Below are 18,335 nucleotides of genomic sequence, written 5' to 3' on the forward strand. Positions count from 1 at the left end.
TTGCCATTCGGCCGCTCACCTTGCCCGGAGCGGCGGTGGGTCGCCGCGGTCACTAGCATTCGGGCGTGGCCCGGGCTCCCGACGAGAAGACGGCCGCGCCGCTCGTCCCGGCGCAGCGCACGCTGCCGGCGCTCCGCGCGGCGGCGGCCGGCTGCCGGGCCTGTGACCTCGGCGCGCGCGCGACCCAGACGGTCTTCGGCGAGGGCCCCCGGGACGCGGCGGTGATGCTGGTGGGCGAGCAGCCCGGAGACGCCGAGGATCTCTCCGGTCGCCCCTTCGTGGGCCCGGCCGGGCGGCTGCTGGACGAGGCGCTCGCGGAGGCCGGGCTCGACCGGCGCCGGGTCTACGTGACCAACGCGGTGAAGCACTTCAAGTGGGAGGCGCGCGGCAAGAAGCGCATCCACCAGAAGCCCGACGCGGGGGAGATCCGCGCCTGCCGGCCCTGGTTCGAGGCGGAGCTCGCGGCCGTGCGACCGCGGGCGCTCGTGCTCCTCGGCGCCACCGCGGCGCAGTCGGTCCTCGGCCGCGCCTTCCGGGTCACGCAGCACCGCGGAGAGCTCCTCCCCTCCCCGCTCGCGCCCATCGTGCTGGCCACCCTCCACCCGAGCGCCATCCTGCGGGCGCCCGACCCGGAGGCGCGCCGCCGGGAGCGGGCTCGCTTCGTCGCGGACCTGGGCGTGGTGACGCGGGCGCTGCGGGACGAGGGCGCCGGCGCCTCCCCGCCCTAGCGCGCGGTCCTACCGCAGGTACTTGCCCAGGATCGGCTCGAGCTGCCGGCGGGTCTCGGTCGAGACGAGGCTCCGGTCGGTCCAGATGCCGAGCGCCAGAGCCGACTGGCACGGGCAGGGCTTCTCCGCCGCGGCGACGACGTGCGGGATGGCGCGACGGATGAGCTCGATGGCGTTCTGGGTGGCGACCTTCACGTTGCCCAGGATCTCCTCGATGAGCTTCGCCTGGTCCACGTGGGCCGGGTGCGGCCGCCAGCAGTCGTAGTCGGTGGGCAGCGCCACCAGCGCGTAGCAGATCTCCGCCTCGCGGGCGAGGCGCGCCTCCGGCATCACCGTCATGCCGATGAGCGAGGCGCCCCAGGAGCGGTGGAGCTCGCTCTCGGCGCGCGTCGAGAACTGCGGCCCCTCCATGCAGACGTAGGTGCCGCCCTGGTGCACGCGGGTCGGGAGCCCGGTCGAGGCCTTCACGAGCGCGCTCCGCAGGCCGTTGCAGAACGGCGCGGCGAACTCCACGTGGACCGCGAGGTCGTCGAAGAAGGTCCCGGCGCGCCGGAAGGTCTTGTCGATGACCTGGTCCGGGATCACCAGCTGCCGGGGCTGCAGCTCCTCGCGCAGGCTGCCGACCGCGCCGCTCGCGAGGATGTGGGTGACCCCGAGCGACTTGAGCGCCCAGATGTTGGCGCGGTACGGCACGCGCGAGGGGTTGAGCGCGTGGCCCGGGCCGTGGCGCGAGAGGAGCGCCACCGGCACCCCGCCCACCTCGGTGGTGACGATGGGCCCGGAGGTCGGCCCGAAGGGGGTCTCGAGCCGGTGCTCCTGCCCCGCGCCGAGGGCGCCGAGCGCCTCGCCCAGGCCGGTCCCGCCGATGATGCCGAGGGTCATGTTCGCCATACGCCAGCTCCTTCCAGTTCCCGCACCGTGCCGCAGCGCGCAGCAGTCTGCCCAGCCCCGCTGCGCGTCGCGCGCAGCCCGCCCAGCCCCGTCGCCCGGCAGTCTACCCGGGCCGTGCCGCGGAGCGCGGCAGTCTACCCCGCCCCGTTCCCCCGCGCGCGGGCATAAAAAAAGGGCCCGCCGGTTGAGGCGGGCCCTTCGAGAAAAGATGCGGCAGCGACCTACTCTCCCACACGGCTTCCCGTGCAGTACCATCGGCTCTGGTGGGCTTAACTTCCGTGTTCGGGATGGGAACGGGTGTGACCCCACCGATATAGCCACCGCAAAGCTATTAAATTGTCGGCCGAAGCCGTCTGACAACCATACGAAGGGTAGTAATGCTCTTCCAGCGGGTCCTGCTGGCCGGCTCACTCCTAAGAGGAGCTTCGACCTCGACCTCGACGCCTCAGCGTCTTCGGCCTGAAAAAAGAGAGACCAAGCCTCACGCCCGATTAGTACCGGTCAGCTGAGCGCCTCACAGCGCTTACACCTCCGGCCTATCAACCTCGTCGTCTTCGAGGGGGCTTCAGGGGCTTTCGCCCGGGAGAAGTCGTCTCGAGGTTGGCTTCCCGCTTAGATGCTTTCAGCGGTTATCCGTTCCGCACATAGCTACCCAGCGATGCCTCTGGCGAGACAACTGGTACACCAGCGGTGCGTCCATCCCGGTCCTCTCGTACTAAGGACAGATCCTCTCACTTCTCCTACGCCCACGGCAGATAGGGACCAAACTGTCTCACGACGTTTTGAACCCAGCTCGCGTACCGCTTTAATTGGCGAACAGCCAAACCCTTGGGACCTGCTCCAGCCCCAGGATGCGATGAGCCGACATCGAGGTGCCAAACCGCGTCGTCGATGTGAACTCTTGGACGCGATAAGCCTGTTATCCCCAGAGTACCTTTTATCCGTTGAGCGATGGCCCTTCCATACAGAACCACCGGATCACTATGACCTGGTTTCCCACCTGCTCGACCTGTCGGTCTCGCAGTCAAGCCCCCTTATGCCATTGCACTCGTCGCCTGGTTTCCAATCAGGCTGAGGGGACCATAGCGCGCCTCCGTTACTCTTTGGGAGGCGACCGCCCCAGTCAAACTACCCACCAGCCATTGTCCCCAACCCCGTTGAGGGGTCCAGGTTAGACACCAGAAATCGCCAGGGTGGTATTTCACCGTTGCCTCCCCCCAAGCTAGCGCCCGGGGTTCATAGGCTCCCACCTATCCTACACAAGCAATTCCTAGTGTCAGTGGCAAGTTGTAGTAAAGGTTCATGGGGTCTTTCCGTCTTGCCGCGGGTAAACTGCATCGGCACAGCTATTTCAATTTCGCTGAGTCCCTGGTCGAGACAGCGCGGAAGTCGTTACTCCATTCGTGCAGGTCGGAACTTACCCGACAAGGAATTTCGCTACCTTAGGACCGTTATAGTTACGGCCGCCGTTTACCGGGGCTTCGGTTCATCGCTTTGGCCTTGCGGCCTGACGAATCACCTTAACCTTCCGGCACCGGGCAGGAGTCAGACCCTATACATCCACTTGACGTGTTTGCAGAGTCCTGTGTTTTTGTTAAACAGTCGCTACCGCCATTTCGCTGCGACCCAGCTCAGCTCCAGGAGCAAGTCCCTTCACCAAACCAGGCCCACCTTCTTCCGAAGTTACGGTGGTAAATTGCAGAGTTCCTTGACCAGAGTTCTCTCAAGCGCCTTAGGATTTTCTCCTCGCCCACCTGAGTCGGTTTGCGGTACGGACACCTCGCAGGCTCCACGCGGGGATTTTCTTGGAAGCATGGGATCACGCACTTCAGGCCTTGCGGCCACGTCGTCACCTCTCGGCGTTATCGGGCCCCCGTTGTCATCCTAGGAACCCCGCCTACGGGCTTGAACCACCACGACCGGCAGGTGGCTGCGCTACCCTTCTCCGTCCCCCCTCGCTTCATCGCCTACGGGGTGGTACAGGAATATTAACCTGTCATCCATCATCTACGCCTTTCGGCCTCGACTTAGGTTCCGACTAACCCTGGGCGGATTAACCTTCCCCAGGAAACCTTGGGCTTACGGCGAACGAGTTTCTCACTCGTTTTGTCGCTACTCATATCGGCATCAGCTCTAGAACAGACTCCACCGGTTCTTGCGATCCAGCTTCGCTGTCGGTTCTACGCTCCCCTACCGATCACGCTTGCGCGCGATCCCGTGGCTTCGGTGCCATGCTTGAGACCCGATACATTTTCGGCGCAACCTCGCTTGATCAGTGAGCTATTACGCTATCTTTAAAGGATGGCTGCTTCTAAGCCAACCTCCTGATTGTCAAAGCGCTGTCACATCCTTTTTGTGATCACTTAGCATGAACTTTGGGACCTTAGCCGACGATCTGGGTTATTCCCCTCTTGCCAATGAATGTTATCACCCACTGACTGCGTCCCGAGGTAACAGTTTCAGGCATTCGGAGTTTGGTACGGTTTGGTAATCTGGTAGGACCCCTAGCCGTTCCAGTGCTCTACCTCCTGAACTGAATTCCTCGAGCCGATACCTAAATATCTTTCGGGGAGAACCAGCTATCACCAAGTTTGATTGGCCTTTCACCCCTACTCACAGCTCATCCCAGAAGTTTTCAACCTCCATGAGTTCGGTCCTCCACGCGGTTTTACCCGCGCTTCAACCTGGCCATGAGTAGATCACCTGGCTTCGGGTTATAATGATTGCGACTCAGCGCCCATTTCGGACTCGCTTTCGCTGCGCCTCCGGCTATCGCCTTAAGCTCGCCACAACCATTAAGTCGCCGATTCATGATGCAAAAGGTACGCTCTCAGGCATTCCGCTTGCGCGGCATAGCCCTCGAACTGCTTGTAGGCAGGCGGTTTCAGGTTCTTTTGACTCCCCTAACAGGGGTTCTTTTCACCTTTCCCTCGCGGTACTAGTTCACTATCGGTCTCTAGGGAATATTTAGCCTTACGAGATGGTCCTCGCAGATTCAGGCAGGATTTCACGTGTCCCGCCTTACTTGGGTACGCAGTCAGAGAATTACACGCAATTTCGGTTACAGGACTGTCACCTTCTGTGGCCCGCCTTTCCAGACGGTTCACCTATCGCGTAGACGACTCATTACGCCGCCTTCTCCGGGTCATCCCCACTGCGCCCCGCAACCCCAGCCGGACTCGCGTCCGACCGGTTTGGGCTGTTCCGCTTTCGCTCGCCACTACTCACGGAATCGTTGTTTACTTTCTTTTCCTCCGGGTACTGAGATGTTTCACTTCCCCGGGTTCGCTGCCTGCAACTATGAATTCATCGCAGGCTGACACGGCATTACCCGTGCCGGGTTGCCCCATTCGGAAATCTACGGATCAAAGCCTGGTTAGCGGCTCCCCGTAGCTTATCGCAGCTACCCACGTCCTTCGTCGCTTCCTAGAGCCAAGGCATCCACCGCATGCCCTTAGTAGCTTGGTCACCCTCAACTCATGCCTCTCGAGCTCTCGCTCGAGCGACCTGTGCGTCAAGGTCGAGGTCCAAACCCCTACCGGCGTCCGGACTCCGCAAAGACCAGCTGGTCGATGCATTGCTACCCTTCGTATTCGGTTGTCAGAGTGCTTCGACGGCCCGCCTGCCTCGGCGGACCCCCGGGACCCAAAGTCCCGGCTGAATCACTGGTGGAGCTGGTCGGAATCGAACCGGCGACATCCAGCTTGCAAAGCTGGCGCTCTACCATCTGAGCTACAGCCCCAAGCTTGGGATGTCGGAGTGGGCCTAGGTGGATTTGAACCACCGACCTCACGCTTATCAGGCGTGCGCTCTAAACCAACTGAGCTATAGGCCCCAGTTCGCTCTCGGGCGCACCGCCCTCACTTCCTCGTTTCCGACTCTCCACAGAGCTTTTCAAAGAACCTGCTGCGCCGGCCTCGCCGACACCTCGGTCCCTGGAAACTAAATAGTATGCCCTACGCGGTCTGCAGACTTCGCTCCCCTCGAGCAGCCTCCCTGAGCCGAAGCTCGGGGCTGACCTAGGATTGAATGGCTCGACGCCCGAAAGCGCCTTCCATTGCTCCTTAGAAAGGAGGTGATCCAGCCGCAGGTTCCCCTACGGCTACCTTGTTACGACTTCACCCCAGTTACCAGCCACTCCTTAGGGGCCTGCCTCCCTTGCGGGTTGGCTCAGCCACTTCTGGAGCAACTGACTCCCATGGTGTGACGGGCGGTGTGTACAAGGCCCGGGAACGTATTCACCGCGGCGTGCTGATCCGCGATTACTAGCGATTCCGACTTCATGGAGTCGAGTTGCAGACTCCAATCCGAACTGAGACCGGTTTTTTGGGATTAGCTCCGTCTCGCGACTTGGCAACCCTTTGTACCGGCCATTGTAGCACGTGTGTAGCCCTGGTCATAAAGGCCATGAGGACTTGACGTCATCCCCACCTTCCTCCGGCTTGACGCCGGCAGTCCCGTTAGAGTGCCCAACTGAATGATGGCAACTAACGGCGGGGGTTGCGCTCGTTGCGGGACTTAACCCAACATCTCACGACACGAGCTGACGACAGCCATGCAGCACCTGTCTCTAGGCTCCCTTGCGGGCACACCACCATCTCTGGCAGCTTCCTAGGATGTCAAGACCAGGTAAGGTTCTGCGCGTTGCGTCGAATTAAACCACATGCTCCACCGCTTGTGCGGGCCCCCGTCAATTCCTTTGAGTTTTAGCCTTGCGGCCGTACTTCCCAGGCGGAGCGCTTAATGCGTTAGCTGCGGCACTGCAGGGGTCAACACCCGCAACACCTAGCGCTCATCGTTTACAGCGTGGACTACCAGGGTATCTAATCCTGTTTGCTACCCACGCTTTCGCGTCTCAGCGTCAGTATCCGTCCAGATGGTCGCCTTCGCCACTGGTGTTCCTCCCGATATCTACGAATTTCACCTCTACACCGGGAATTCCACCATCCTCTCCGGTACTCAAGCCAGGCAGTTTTGGGCGCACTTCCTCGGTTAAGCCGAGGGCTTTCACACCCAACTTACTAGGCCGCCTACACGCGCTTTACGCCCAATAATTCCGAACAACGCTTGCACCCTCTGTATTACCGCGGCTGCTGGCACAGAGTTAGCCGGTGCTTCCTTTGGAGGTACCGTCATCAGCTACGGATGTTAGCCGTAACCTTATTCGTCCCTCCCGACAGTGCTTTACGATCCGAAGACCTTCATCACACACGCGGCGTTGCTGCGTCAGGCTTTCGCCCATTGCGCAAGATTCCCCACTGCTGCCTCCCGTAGGAGTCTGGACCGTGTCTCAGTTCCAGTGTGGCTGATCGTCCTCTCAGACCAGCTACCCGTCGTAGCCTTGGTGGGCCATTACCCCGCCAACGAGCTGATGGGCCGCGGGCTCATCCAGAAGTGACAGCTTGTGTACAGAGGCCGCCTTTTCCCTCAGGAACCAAAGTCCCCGTGGTCTCATCCGGTATTAGCACCCCTTTCGGGGAGTTATCCCGGGCTTCTGGGCAGATTACCCACGTGTTACGCACCCGTGCGCCGCTTTACTCACCCTTGCGGGCTTTCTCGCTCGACTTGCATGTGTTAGGCACGCCGCCAGCGTTCGTTCTGAGCCAGGATCAAACTCTCCAATTAAGAGTTTTTGATCCATCGCCCCCGCTCCCGTAGGAGCAGGCTGACGTTGGTGTACTTCTTATAGTTGCAACTCAAAGGGAATGCGGGTCCGCATTCCGTCGTAGGCATACTATTTAGTTTTCAAAGACCGAGCTTCTTCACCCGCCGAGATCCTCCCTCGCCGGGTCAACGACCTTCACGGTGTCACGAAGACATCGCTCCGTTCGTCAGCGGAGCCGGGCTTATACGCCGCTCCGTTTTCCCGGTCAAGCCGAAGTCGTCACCTGCCCGACTTCTTTTCTTCACCGGCGAGCCGCTCATCTTACGCGGCCCTTGCTTCCCGTCAAGCGCCCTGGACCGCAGCCCCTTCCGTGAAGTGGAGGCGGCTTGTACATCCTTCCGCCTCGCTCCGTCAACCGACTTTTTCTCGAACTTCCGAGAACCTTCCCGGCTGACTCCCAGGCCTCCTATCGGCGGCCTGCCCGGCGGCTTCCCCGGAGCGCTTCCGCGCCCGGTTCCGTCGTGGGGAGGCAGCTTTTAGCGGGGTCGCCCGCCGCCGTCAAGGGCTCCTCGCGACGAGCCGCGCCTTTCTACGAAACGGCCGCCCGCCCCTTGCGCCCGCCCCTTGCGCCAGCCCGCGCGCCAGCTCTCGCCCGGTGCTTCGGCCCCCTCGGCCCCTCTGGATCCGGCGCTCAGCGCCAGGCGGCCAGGTCGAGCCGGGCCAGCCGGTGACGCTCCGCCTCGGCGGTGGCGGCCGGATCGGGCGCGCCGCCGAGCTCCGCCCGCGCCGCCCGGACGATGGCCTCGAGCGCCCGGTAGGCGTCGTCGAGCGCGTCGTTCACGACCACGTACTGGTACCAGGCCAGCCCGCGCTCCACCTCCGCGCGCGCCGCCCTCAGCCGGCGCGCGATCACCTCGTCGGCGTCGGTGGAGCGCCCGCGCAGCCGCCGCTCCAGCTCGGCCGGGCTCGGGGGCAGCACGAAGACGGTGAGCGCCTGCGCCGGCCAGAGGGCCTTGAGCTGCGCGCCGCCCTGCACGTCGATGTCGAACACGGCGATACGCCCGAGCGACAGCGTCTCGTCCACGGTGCGACGGAGGGTCCCGTAGCGCTGGCCGTGCACCTCCGCCCACTCGGCGAAGGCGCCCTCCTCCACCAGCCCGGAGAAGCGCTCCGGGGTGACGAAGTGGTAGTCCACCCCGTCCCGCTCCGCCCCGCGGGGCGCGCGCGTGGTGGCGGAGACGGAGAAGGCCGCCTCCGGGTGCTCGGCCACGAAGCGGCGGGCCAGCGTGGTCTTGCCGGCGCCCGAGGGCGCCGAGAGCACGAGCAGCAGCCCGGGCTCACTCGACATTGGCGACCTGCTCCCGCATCCGCTCGATCTCCGCCTTCACCACCACCACGGCGGCGGCGATCTCGGCGCTCTGGGACTTGGAGCCGATGGTGTTCACCTCGCGGTGCATCTCCTGGACGAGGAACTCCATCTTGCGGCCGGCCGGGTCGCCGCCCGCCATGAGCCCGCGCATCTGGGCCACGTGGCTGCGCAGCCGCGTGACCTCCTCGGCGACGTCGATCCGGTCGGCGAAGAGCGCGATCTCCTGCGCCAGGCGGGCCGGATCGAGGTTGAAGCCGCGGGTGAGCTCGGAGACGCGCTCGGCGATCCGGTCGCGGTGGTACTCGACGCTGCGCGGGGCGAGCTGCTCCACCCGCGCCGCGAAGGACTCCACGAGCGCGAGCCGGCTGGAGATGTCCTTCTCGAGCGCCTCCCCCTCCCGCTCGCGCATCCGGGTGAGCGAGTCGATGGCCCCGCCGAGCGCCGCGGCGACGGCGGCGCGGGCCGCCTCGACGTCGAGCGTCCGCTCCTCGAGGCTCACCACGCCGTCGGCGCGGAGCACGTCCTCGAGCCGGACCTCGCCGGGGAGCCCGAGCCGGGCCCCGACGTCGCGGAAGGCCCGCAGGTACTCGGCGGCGAGCCCGGCGTCCACGCGCGGCGTCAGCGCGGCCCGCCCGGCGCCGCGCCGGATCGAGACCTCGACCCCGCCGCGGGCCAGCCGGTCCTTGACGGCGCGGATCACCTCGAGCTCGAGCACCGCCAGCTCGCGCGGCAGCCGCGCCTTCACCTCGCAGAACTTGTGGTTCACGGAGCGGATCTCGAGGTCGATCTCCTCGCCTCCGCTGGCGCCGTGTCCCGCCCCGAAGCCGGTCATGCTGCGAATCATCGGAGTCTCCCTACGGCAGGGGCCGCGCCTCCTCGATCAGCATCACCGGGATGTCGTCGCGGATGGGGTAGACGAGGCGGCAGCGCTCGCAGTGGATCTCTCCCTGCTCCTCGTGGAAGGCGAGCTCCCCCTTGCAGCGGGGGCAGGCCAGGATTTCCTTCAGCTCCGGCGCGAGCGCCATGCGTTCCTCCGGTGGGCGAAACTACCCCCGAGCACGGGCGGGCGGCAAGGAGAGGATCCGGCGCAGGAACGCCTCGACGGCCGCCCCTCGCGCCTCTTCCGTGAACAGGGTGGTCATGCGCGCCCGCGCTGCCCGCCCCAGGGCGCGGGCCCGGGCCGGGTCCGACAGGAGCGCGGTCAGGGCGGCCGTGAGGGCCGGGAGGTCGCCGTCCGGCGCGAGCAGGCCGGTGCCGCCGTCGAGGATCGCGTCCTCGGGGGCGCCGAAGCGGTAGGCGATCCCGGGCCGGCCGCAGGCCATCCCCTCGAGGAGCGCGCGGCAGGTGCCGTCGTTCCCCTCGGCGAGCAGCACGTTCACGTCGAAGGTCCGGTAGGCGGCCGGCAGCTCGGCGCCGGTGCGGTAGCCGGCGAAGATCACGGCCCGCTCGAGGCCGAGGGCCGCCACCCGGGCCCGGACCGCCGCCAGCCCCTCCCCCCGCCCGACGACCAGGAGCCGCGCCTCCGGGAGCCGCTCGACCACCCCGCGGAACGCCTCGACCAGCTCGCCGTGGCGGCGATCCGGCTTCACGCGCGCCACGATGCCGGCCACCGGCTGCCCGGGGGCGAGGCCGAGCTCGGCGCGGAGATCCGGCCCGTCCGGCGCGAACCGCGCCCCGTCCACGGCGCCGCGAGTGACGAGGACCCGCTCCGGCGGGAGGCCGAACCCCTCGACCAGCTCGCGACCGTGCGCCGGGCAGACCGCCACGAGCCCATCGGAGCGCCGGTGGGCCAGCCGCTGCAGGGGCCGCCGGGAGAGGGAGCGGCTCGAGTGCACGGTGCGCACCACGCGGTGGCGGCCGGTCCCCGCGCCGGCGAGGAGCGCCAGGGCGTGGTCGTGCGAGAAGTGCGCGTGGAGGACGTCGTACTCGCGGGCGGCCCGCCGGAGCGCGCGGACGTCGCGCCACGTGGCGAGGGGGCCGGAGCGGGTGCTCAGGGTGAGCCCCTCCCGCACGTCGAGCCCGAGCCCGCGCAGCCGGTCGCGCAGGTCGCCCTGCCGCCGCCCCTCCACGGCGAGCTGCACCTCGTGCCCGCGCCGGACGAGCTCGCGCGCCACCGAGGCCATCGGCTCGGCGGGGCCGGTCCAGTACGGCGAGGAGAGGAGCTCGAGGATCCTCACTTCACGAGCCGGTAGTTGCGGTACTCGCCGATCCGGACGCCGGTGGCGGCCTCGAAGAGGTCCAGCAGGTCCTCCCGGAGGTTGTCGAGCTTGTTGAAGCGGAGCACCCGCGGCCGCGGCTCGAAGGGCCAGTCGTTCTCGGCGACGAACGCGCGCATGGGCCCGGGGTGGGTGCCGGTGAACGGGCGCACCTTCTCGCCGGGGTCGTAGGCGAAGCCGGTCTCGAGCCGGCGCCGGCGCGCCTCCTCGCCGTGGTAGAGCCGCTCCAGCTCGGCCAGCTTCTGGGCCTGCGCCGCGGGGGGCCGCGCCCAGCCGTAGTGGAAGATGCGCGCGCCGGAGGAGGCGACGCGCAGCTTGCGGGCCGGGTCGCCCGGCTTGAGGGTGCGCGGCCGCTCGCCCTGGAAGCCGGCCGGCGGGTCCCAGACCCGGAAGCCCTGGGCGTCGCGCCAGGAGCGGACGCCGATGCCGTTCCTCACCGCCCGCACCTCGCGCCGGTACCACTTGCGCGAGATGCCGGTGCTGTGGAGCGAGCCGTAGAAGTGGACGTAGTCGAAGAGGAGCCCCTCCAGCCCCGGCTCGCGGGCGAGCCGCTCGAGCGCGGCGCGGAGGGCCGGATGGTCGTCCTCGTGGACCGCCTCGTCGCCCTGCACGTAGAGGCAGACGTCGCCGCGGCAGCGCTCGAGCGCGAGGTCGGTCTGCTCGGCCAGGACCCGGCCGTGCGCGAGCTGGGTCTCGTCCCAGCGGGTCTCGAAGATCACGAGCCGCGGGTCGTCGATGCCGCGGACGAGCTCGAGCGTGCCGTCGTCGGAGACGCCCACGTTCACCACCAGCTCGTCGCAGAGCGGGAGGATGGAGCGGATGGCGGCCTCCACCGGGTAGCGGAGCCGGACGGCGTTGCGGACGAAGGTGAAGCCGGAGACGGTCATGGGTGGCGGGACTCCAGGCGGGCGACCCGGGCGAAGAGCTCCTCGAGCCGGCCCTCGCGCAGGGCGGCGAGCTCCTCCGCCCACTCGCCGCGCTCGATCTCGGCGAGGCGCCGGTACTTCTCGGCGTGGTAGCGGGCCACGCGCCAGGAGAGCGCGAGCCCGTCGAGGCCGCCGCGCAGGGCGGCCCCCTTGAGGACGGCGTTCCGGAGCGCGTGCGCGAGCCGCTGCGGGAAGGCCGGCTTGCGGCGGCGCCCCTCGAGCCGCGCCCGGAGCGCCCAGAGGAGCGCGTAGCGGTCCTCCTTCTCCTGCCGGAGCTCGGGCGCGGAGACGAACCGGTGCTCGACGTGGGCCGGGAGGTCGGCCGCCTCGGCGCGGGCGAGCGCCTCGTGCACCACCATGCGCGGCTCCCAGCGCGCCGCGCCCGCCTGGACCAGCCGGACGTGCCGCTCCTCGCGGAAGAGGAAGCGGTGGCCGGGCAGCTCCGCCCAGTCGCGCCGGACGAGCCGCACGTGCGGCGTGCGCGCCCCCTCCCGCTTCCAGGCCCGGATCGCCTCGACCGCCGCCGGCTCGAGGTACTCGTCGGAGTCGAGGAAGAAGAGGTAGTCGCAGCCGGGCAGCGCCGCGGCCGCGGCGGCGCGGGCGGCGCCGTAGCCGCGCCAGGGGAGCGCCACCCGGCGGGCGCCGCGGGATTCCACCAGCGCCGCGGAGCCGTCGGTCGAGCCGGAGTCCACCGCCACCACCTCGTCGCAGGTCGCGCGGAGGGCGTCGAGGCAGTCCCCGAGCGTGGACGCGGCGTCGCCGTGGATGACGAAGCCGCCGAGGCGCACCGGCGCGGCGCTCACCGGCCGAGCTCCCCCAGGCGGGCGAGGAGCGCGGTGGTCGAGTGGTCCTTGGGATCGCCGGCCACCGCCACCGTCCCGCCGTAGGCCCGCACCTCGGCCGCCTCGGGGATGGTCTCGGGCGTGTAGTCGGTCCCCTTCACCTGCACGTCGGGGCGCAGCGCCCGGATCACCGGCACGACGTCCTTCGCGTCGAAGACCACCACGTGATCCACGCAGCCGAGCGCGGCGACGATCTCGGCCCGCTCGTCCTCCGGGACCACCGGGCGGCCGGGGCCCTTGTTGGCGCGGGCGGAGGCGTCGGAGTTGACCGCGACCACGAGGAGGTCGGCGAGGGCCCGCGCGCCCTCGAGGTAGCGCAGGTGGCCCACGTGGAAGAGGTCGAAGATCCCGTTGGCGAGCGCGACGCGGCGGCCGGCGCGGGTCGCCTCGGCGCGCAGCGCGGGGAGCTCGTCGAGCCGGAGCCGCTTGGACATCAGTGCCTCGCCCCCGGCACTCAACCCTCCAGCTCCCGCAGGAGCTCCGCGCCCGAGACGGTGGCGGTGCCGGGCTTCGCGACCACCAGGGCCCCCGCCACGTTGGCGAGCCGGGCGGCGTCCAGGGCGCTCGCCCCGGCGGCGCGCGCGGCGGTGAACGCGGCGCCCACGGTGTCGCCGGCGCCGGTGACGTCCACCGCCTCGCGCTCGCCGTGGGCCCGCAGGTGCACCGGCGGCTCGCCCTTGGCGTAGAGGGACATGCCGAGCCGGCCGCGGGTGACGAGCACCTCCTCGCAGCCGAGCTTGCGCAGGAGGGCGCGCGCGGCGCGGTCGAAGGAGGCCGGCCCGTCGAGCCGCACGCCGCTCACCGCCTCGAGCTCCGGCTCGTTCGGCTTGGCGGTGGTGAGGCCGGCGAAGCTGGCGAGCTGGTAGCGCGAGTCCACGCAGACCGACGCGCCGCGCGCGCGCAGCTTGCGCAGCGCCTCGACCACCGGCGGCGCGAGCGTCCCCGAGCCGTAGTCGCTCGCGAGCGCGGCCCGGGCGCCGCGGCCGGCCCGGGCGACCTCGCGCGCCAGCGCCCGCTCGGCGGCGGCCGGCAAGGGCGGCGGCGCCCGGTCCACCCGCAGCATCTGCTGGCGGCGCGTGGACCGCCCGCCGGCGAGGATGCGGGTCTTCACCTCGGTGGGCCGGCCCGCGAGCCGCAGCACCCCGGAGACGTCCACGCCGGCCCCCTCGAGCACCTCGAGGAGGGCGGCGCCGACCGCGTCCTCGCCGACCACGCCCACCAGCCGCACCCGGACCCCGAGCGCGGCCAGGTTGGCGGCGGCGTTGGCGGCGGCGCCGGCCCGCAGCTCGCTCCGCTCGTAGCGGACGATGAGCACCGGGGCCTCGCGGCTGATCCGCTCGGTCTCGCCGTAGACGTACTCGTCGGCGACGAGGTCGCCCGCCACCACCGCCTCGGCCTCGCCCAGCCGCCGGACGACGGGGGCGAGGGCGGCCAGGGTGACCTCGGCAGGGCGGCGCATGGGGCGAGTCTCTACCGCGCCCCTTCGGAGGGGTCAATCGACGCGGGGGCGGCCGCCTCGACCGGCGGGCGCGTCTTCCAGCGACGGTGCAGCCAGTACCACCGGTCGGGGTGGGCGCGGACGTGCCGCTCCAGCCGGTCGTTCAGATCCTGCATGAACGCGAGCACGTCCCGGTCGAGCGCTCCGGTGCGCCGGACCTCCAGCGGACCCTCGATCACCACCCGGTGACGGCCGCCTCCGAGCGGCACGCTCAGGATGAAGATCACCGCGGCGCCGGTCCGGAGGGCGAGGAGCGCCGGCGTCGGCGCGGTGGCGGCCGGCACGCCGAAGAAGGTGGGGAAGACGGCCCGCCGCGCCGGCTGGTTCTGGTCGATGACGTAGCCGAGGGTCCGCCCCCGGGCGAGGGCCGCGCGCGCGGCCCGGAGCGTCTCGCCGCGCCTCGCCACGAGATCCTCCACGCCGGCGCGGGCGCGCACGCCCCGCCACAGGTCGTTGGCGCCGGAGCGGCCCATCTTCCGGCTGATCATGGTGATGGGCACGCCGCGCAGGGTGTGGGCGGCGGCGAGCACCTCGAAGTTGCCGAAGTGGGCGGTGCAGGCGATGACCCCCTTCCCGCGCGCCCGGGCGGCCTCGAAGGCCTCCCAGCCCTGGTACTCGAAGATGCCCGCCAGCTCGTCCCGGGAGAGCGCCGGGACCCGCAGGAAGTCGGCCGCGACCTCGCCGAGGTGGAGGTAGGTGGCCCGGGCGATGGCGCGCCGCTCCGCCTCCCCCTTCTCCGGGAAGGCGAGCCGCAGGTTCTCGAGCACCACCCGGCGCCGGATCCGGAGCGCCCAGGCGAGCCACGCGAGCGCGCCGAAGACGGCCAGGAGGAGCCGTCGCGGCAGCCGCGAGAGGAGCGGGGTCACGCGCCCCTCCCGGCGGCGAGCGCCGCGTCGAGCGCCGCCGAGAGCTCCCCCTCCCCGGCCGCCACCTGCGCCTGGATGCGGAGGGCGCGCAGGCGGGGGTGGCGGGCCGCGGCGGGCGAGAGGCGCACCGCGTCCTTCTCGGTCACGAGCGTGAAGTGGCAGCGCTCCCTGGCGGCGTCGTCGAGCGCCGCCTCCACCTCGGCGTCCGAGAAGAAGTGGTGGTCGCGGTAGGAGCGCTCGGCGGTCACCTCGGCGCCGAGCTGCTCCACGGTGGCGCGGAAGCGCTCCGGGCGGGCCATGGCCGTGAGGAGCAGCACCCGGCAGCCGCGGAGCGCACCCAGGTCGGCGGCGTGCTCGAGCGCCCCGTCGAGGATCGCCACGGGGGCGTGGACCGACTCGACCGGCCCGCGCCCGGTGAGGCGCCGGGCGAGCTCGCGCAGCCCCTCGAGCACCTCCGGGTGGCCGGCGTCCACGCGCGTGAGCCAGAGCAGGCCGGCGCGCCCGAGCGCCGAGGGCGGCTCGCGGTTCGGGCCCCGCGGCAGGAGCCGGCCGTTGCCGAAGGGATCGGCGGCGTCGAGCACCACCACGTCGAGGTCCCGCGCCAGCGCCCGGTGCTGGAAGCCGTCGTCGAGCAGGAGCGCGCTCGCGCCCAGGTCCGCGACCGCCCGCCGGGCCAGCTCGGCGCGCCGGGGGCCGCAGAGCACCCGCGCCGCGGGGAGCCGGCGGGCGATGAGGGTCGGCTCGTCCCCCGCGCCGCGCACGTCGAGCAGCAGCCGCTCGCCGTCGGAGACCACGCGCGGGCCGGAGCGCTCGGCGCCGTAGCCCCGCGAGAGCACCGCGAGCCGCTCCCCGCGCGCGAGGAGCCGGGCGCCGATGGCGAGCGCCACCGGGGTCTTCCCGGCGCCGCCCACGACCAGGTTGCCCACCGAGACCACCGGGACGGCCGCGCGGAAGGACGGGAGCAGCGCCCGGTCGTAGAGGGCGCGCCGGAGGGCGCCGCCGGCGCGGAAGAGCGCCTCTCCGGCCGCGAGCGGCAGGGCCGCGGCGCGCCCTCCCGGGGGCGGGCCGTCGCGCCACCAGTACCGCTCGAGCCGGCTCACGCGAGGAGCTCGCGCGCGGCCTCGAGGACGGCCCGCGGCTCCAGGTCGGCGAGGCAGCGGTGGTGGCCGCGCGGGCAGACGTGCCCGCCGTGGTTGGAGCAGGGCGCGCAGGAGATGCCGAGGGCCACCACGCGGCTCGGCGCGGGCGGGCCCCACCGCACCGGCGAGGTCGGCCCGAAGACCGCCACCGAGGGCGTGCCCACGGCGGCGGCGAGGTGCACCGGGCCGGAGTCGTTGGCGACGAGCAGGTCCACCCGCGCGAGCGCCGCCGCCAGGGCGTCGAGCGGCAAGGGCGAGAGGTCGGCCGCCACCGGCGCCCGCATCGCGGCGCGCACCGCCTCGAGCGCCTCGCGGTCGCCCGGCCCGCCGGCGAGGACGATCGCGGCGCCCTCCGCGGCGAGGGCGTCCGCCACGCGGGCGAAGGCCTGCGCCGGCCAGCGCTTGGTGGCCCAGCGGGCGCCGGGCGCGATGGCGACGAGCGGCGCGCGCGCCTTCCCGAGGGCGTCGGCGGCGAGCGCCCGGGCGCGCGGGGAGAGGTGGATCCGGAGCGGCCCGGGGCCGGTGACCCCGAGCGGCGCCAGCACCTCGGCGTAGAGCCGCGTGGCGTGCGCCCGCTGCAGGATCTGATCCTTGCCCACGAGCGAGAGCACCGCCTGCCCGGGCGACCGGCGGCGGAACACGAGCCGCACCGGGGCGGCGGCGCGGGCCACCACGGCGCTGCGGACCTTGTTCTGCAGGTCCACCACCACGTCGAACCGGCCCTTGAGCTGGTCGCGGAGCTGCAGCGCCCGCTCCGGGACGTCGCGGTGGAGCGCGTGGACGGCCGCGAGCTCCGGGAGCCCGTGCAGCAGCGGGACGAAGGCCGGATCGGTGACCCACTCCAGGCGCGCCTCGGGGAAGCGCTCCTTGAGCGGCGCGAGCAGGCTCGTGGCGAGGACCACGTCGCCGAGCGCGCTGTAGCGCACGAGGAGGATGGCGCGGGGGCTCGGGGCGCTCACGCCGCCGCCCTCCCCCGCCGCAGGAGCTTCAGCATGTGATCCACGTTGCGCGCGCTCGCCCCGCGCGTGCTGGTGACGGCGGCCCGCGCCAGCCGGCCGAGCTCGGCCACGGTGTCGGGCCGGTCGAGGAGCTCGGCGGCGACCTGCTGCAGGTGCGCCGGCGACGCCACCTGGATGCCGCCGCGGCCGACGAGCACGGTGACGCTGTCCTGGAAGTTCTCCATGTGCGGCCCGAAGAGCACCGGCTTGCCGCGCGCCGCCGGCTCGAGCACGTTCTGCCCGCCGCGGGAGACGAAGCTCCCGCCGACGAAGACCAGGGTGGCGAGGCCGTAGGCGGTGGCGAGCTCGCCGATGGTGTCGAGCACGGTCACGTCGGCGCTGCCCCCGGCCGCGCCGGCGCTGCGGAGCCGGGCGCTGAGCCCCCGCTCGTGGGCGAGCGCCACGATCCGCCCGGCCCGCTCGACGTAGCGGGGCGCCACCACCAGCCGGAGCGCCGGGTGGCGCTGGCGCAGCCCGCGGTAGACCTCGAGCACCCGCTCCTCCTCCCCCTCGTGCGTGGAGCCGGCCATGAAGACCAGGCTGCCCTCGGGGAGCCCCATCTCGCCGCGCAGCGCCTCGTCGCGCCCCGCGCCCGGGTCGAGCACCAGGGCGTCGAACTTGGTGTTCCCGGTCACCCAGACGCGGTCGGGGGCCGCGCCCAGCCCGAGGACCCGCTTCGCCTCCTCGTCGGAGCGCATGAGGAAGAGGTCGATCGACGCGAGCGGGTTGCCGATGGCCCGGAAGAGCGCGCGGTAACGGGGCAGCTTGCGCGGGTTGAAGCGGCCGTTGGTGAGGGCGATCCGGGCGCCGCCCCGGCGCGCCGCCCGGATGAGGTTGGGCCAGATCTCGGTGTACTCGAGCACGAGCAGGTCGGGCTGGAGCCGCGCCACGGCGCGCCGCGTGGCGCCGGGGAGGTCGTAGGGCGCGTAGAGCACGATGTCGGCCGAGGAGAGCTTCTTGCGCGCCATGGCGAGGCCGCTGTTGGTCATGGTGGTGACCAGGATGCGGCAGGAGGGCTCGCGGGCCTTGAGCTCCTCCATCATGGGCTGCAGCGAGAGCAGGTCGCCCGCCGAGGCGCCGTGGAGCCAGATGCGGGGGCCGCCCCGCGCGCGGCGCAGGGTGCGGCGGATGGAGCGCCGGTACAGCCCGAGCCGGAAGGGGATGCCGTGGCGCAGCTTCGGGTGGAAGAGCAGCGCCGGCAGGAGCGCCAGGAAGAGCACGTAGCTCGCGACGGCGTAGACGAAGTGCACGGCCCCC

Annotated in this window: 14 protein-coding genes, 2 tRNA genes and 3 rRNA genes; 1 reads left to right on the forward strand and 18 read right to left on the reverse strand. The window is 70.4% G+C overall.

The annotated features are described in order from the left end of the window. Positions 1–65: 65 nt before the first annotated feature. Entirely contained in the window at positions 66–728 is a 663-nt protein-coding gene (locus AMPC_RS06440; RefSeq protein WP_248345333.1) for a UdgX family uracil-DNA binding protein, read from the forward strand. Between the two features lie 9 nt (positions 729–737). Here AMPC_RS06440 and mtnP read toward each other — a convergent pair whose 3' ends face one another. The 18 genes from mtnP to AMPC_RS06530 form a co-directional block, all read right to left on the reverse strand. Continuing rightward, a complete protein-coding gene (mtnP, locus tag AMPC_RS06445) occupies positions 738–1,619 on the reverse strand; it encodes an S-methyl-5'-thioadenosine phosphorylase (RefSeq protein WP_248345334.1) in 882 nt (293 codons plus the stop codon). A gap of 208 nt (positions 1,620–1,827) precedes the next feature. Next, positions 1,828–1,944: ribosomal RNA gene (gene rrf, locus AMPC_RS06450) — 5S ribosomal RNA — on the reverse strand. Positions 1,945–2,089: 145 nt separating this feature from the next. After that, positions 2,090–5,087 (reverse strand): 23S ribosomal RNA (locus tag AMPC_RS06455). Positions 5,088–5,285: 198 nt separating this feature from the next. Continuing rightward, positions 5,286–5,361, reverse strand: a tRNA-Ala gene (locus AMPC_RS06460). 18 nt (positions 5,362–5,379) lie between these two features. Continuing rightward, a tRNA-Ile gene (locus AMPC_RS06465) sits at positions 5,380–5,454 on the reverse strand. Between the two features lie 233 nt (positions 5,455–5,687). Next, positions 5,688–7,244: ribosomal RNA gene (locus tag AMPC_RS06470) — 16S ribosomal RNA — on the reverse strand. The 16S, 23S and 5S rRNA genes sit together here with 2 tRNA genes alongside, the layout of an rRNA operon. Before the next feature lie 671 nt (positions 7,245–7,915). Continuing rightward, complete coding sequence (gene gmk / locus AMPC_RS06475) at positions 7,916–8,572, reverse strand: guanylate kinase (protein ID WP_248345335.1); 657 nt, start codon at positions 8,570–8,572, stop codon at positions 7,916–7,918. Continuing rightward, entirely contained in the window at positions 8,562–9,437 is an 876-nt protein-coding gene (locus AMPC_RS06480; RefSeq protein ID WP_248345336.1) for a YicC/YloC family endoribonuclease, read from the reverse strand. Before AMPC_RS06480 ends, gmk begins: the two co-directional genes overlap by 11 nt. A 10-nt stretch (positions 9,438–9,447) precedes the next feature. After that, entirely contained in the window at positions 9,448–9,618 is a 171-nt protein-coding gene (locus AMPC_RS06485; RefSeq protein ID WP_248345337.1) for a Trm112 family protein, read from the reverse strand. Between the two features lie 21 nt (positions 9,619–9,639). Next, positions 9,640–10,770, reverse strand: a complete 1,131-nt coding sequence (locus AMPC_RS06490; RefSeq protein ID WP_248345338.1) for a glycosyltransferase family 4 protein — start codon at positions 10,768–10,770, stop codon at positions 9,640–9,642. Then, complete coding sequence (locus AMPC_RS06495) at positions 10,767–11,696, reverse strand: glycosyltransferase family protein (RefSeq protein ID WP_248345339.1); 930 nt, start codon at positions 11,694–11,696, stop codon at positions 10,767–10,769. The genes AMPC_RS06490 and AMPC_RS06495 overlap by 4 nt, the downstream gene beginning before the upstream one ends. Beyond that, positions 11,693–12,538, reverse strand: a complete 846-nt coding sequence (locus AMPC_RS06500; protein ID WP_318654318.1) for a glycosyltransferase family 2 protein — start codon at positions 12,536–12,538, stop codon at positions 11,693–11,695. The genes AMPC_RS06495 and AMPC_RS06500 overlap by 4 nt, the downstream gene beginning before the upstream one ends. Next, positions 12,535–13,011: an adenylyltransferase/cytidyltransferase family protein gene (locus tag AMPC_RS06505; protein WP_248345340.1), complete on the reverse strand. Its 477-nt coding sequence runs from the start codon at positions 13,009–13,011 to the stop codon at positions 12,535–12,537. The genes AMPC_RS06500 and AMPC_RS06505 overlap by 4 nt, the downstream gene beginning before the upstream one ends. Before the next feature lie 20 nt (positions 13,012–13,031). Next, positions 13,032–14,036: a bifunctional heptose 7-phosphate kinase/heptose 1-phosphate adenyltransferase gene (locus tag AMPC_RS06510; protein ID WP_248345341.1), complete on the reverse strand. Its 1,005-nt coding sequence runs from the start codon at positions 14,034–14,036 to the stop codon at positions 13,032–13,034. A gap of 11 nt (positions 14,037–14,047) precedes the next feature. After that, positions 14,048–14,941, reverse strand: coding sequence for a lysophospholipid acyltransferase family protein (locus AMPC_RS06515; protein ID WP_248345342.1), 894 nt, complete (start codon positions 14,939–14,941; stop codon positions 14,048–14,050). Further along, positions 14,938–16,041, reverse strand: coding sequence for a tetraacyldisaccharide 4'-kinase (gene lpxK / locus AMPC_RS06520; RefSeq protein ID WP_248345343.1), 1,104 nt, complete (start codon positions 16,039–16,041; stop codon positions 14,938–14,940). Before lpxK ends, AMPC_RS06515 begins: the two co-directional genes overlap by 4 nt. Beyond that, entirely contained in the window at positions 16,038–17,039 is a 1,002-nt protein-coding gene (gene waaF, locus AMPC_RS06525; RefSeq protein WP_248345344.1) for a lipopolysaccharide heptosyltransferase II, read from the reverse strand. The genes lpxK and waaF overlap by 4 nt, the downstream gene beginning before the upstream one ends. After that, positions 17,036–18,328, reverse strand: a complete 1,293-nt coding sequence (locus AMPC_RS06530) for a 3-deoxy-D-manno-octulosonic acid transferase (protein WP_248345345.1) — start codon at positions 18,326–18,328, stop codon at positions 17,036–17,038. Before AMPC_RS06530 ends, waaF begins: the two co-directional genes overlap by 4 nt. Positions 18,329–18,335: the final 7 nt, after the last annotated feature.

It is taken from the genome of Anaeromyxobacter paludicola (assembly GCF_023169965.1).
GTDB classification, from domain to species: Bacteria; Myxococcota; Myxococcia; order Myxococcales; family Anaeromyxobacteraceae; genus Anaeromyxobacter_B; species Anaeromyxobacter_B paludicola.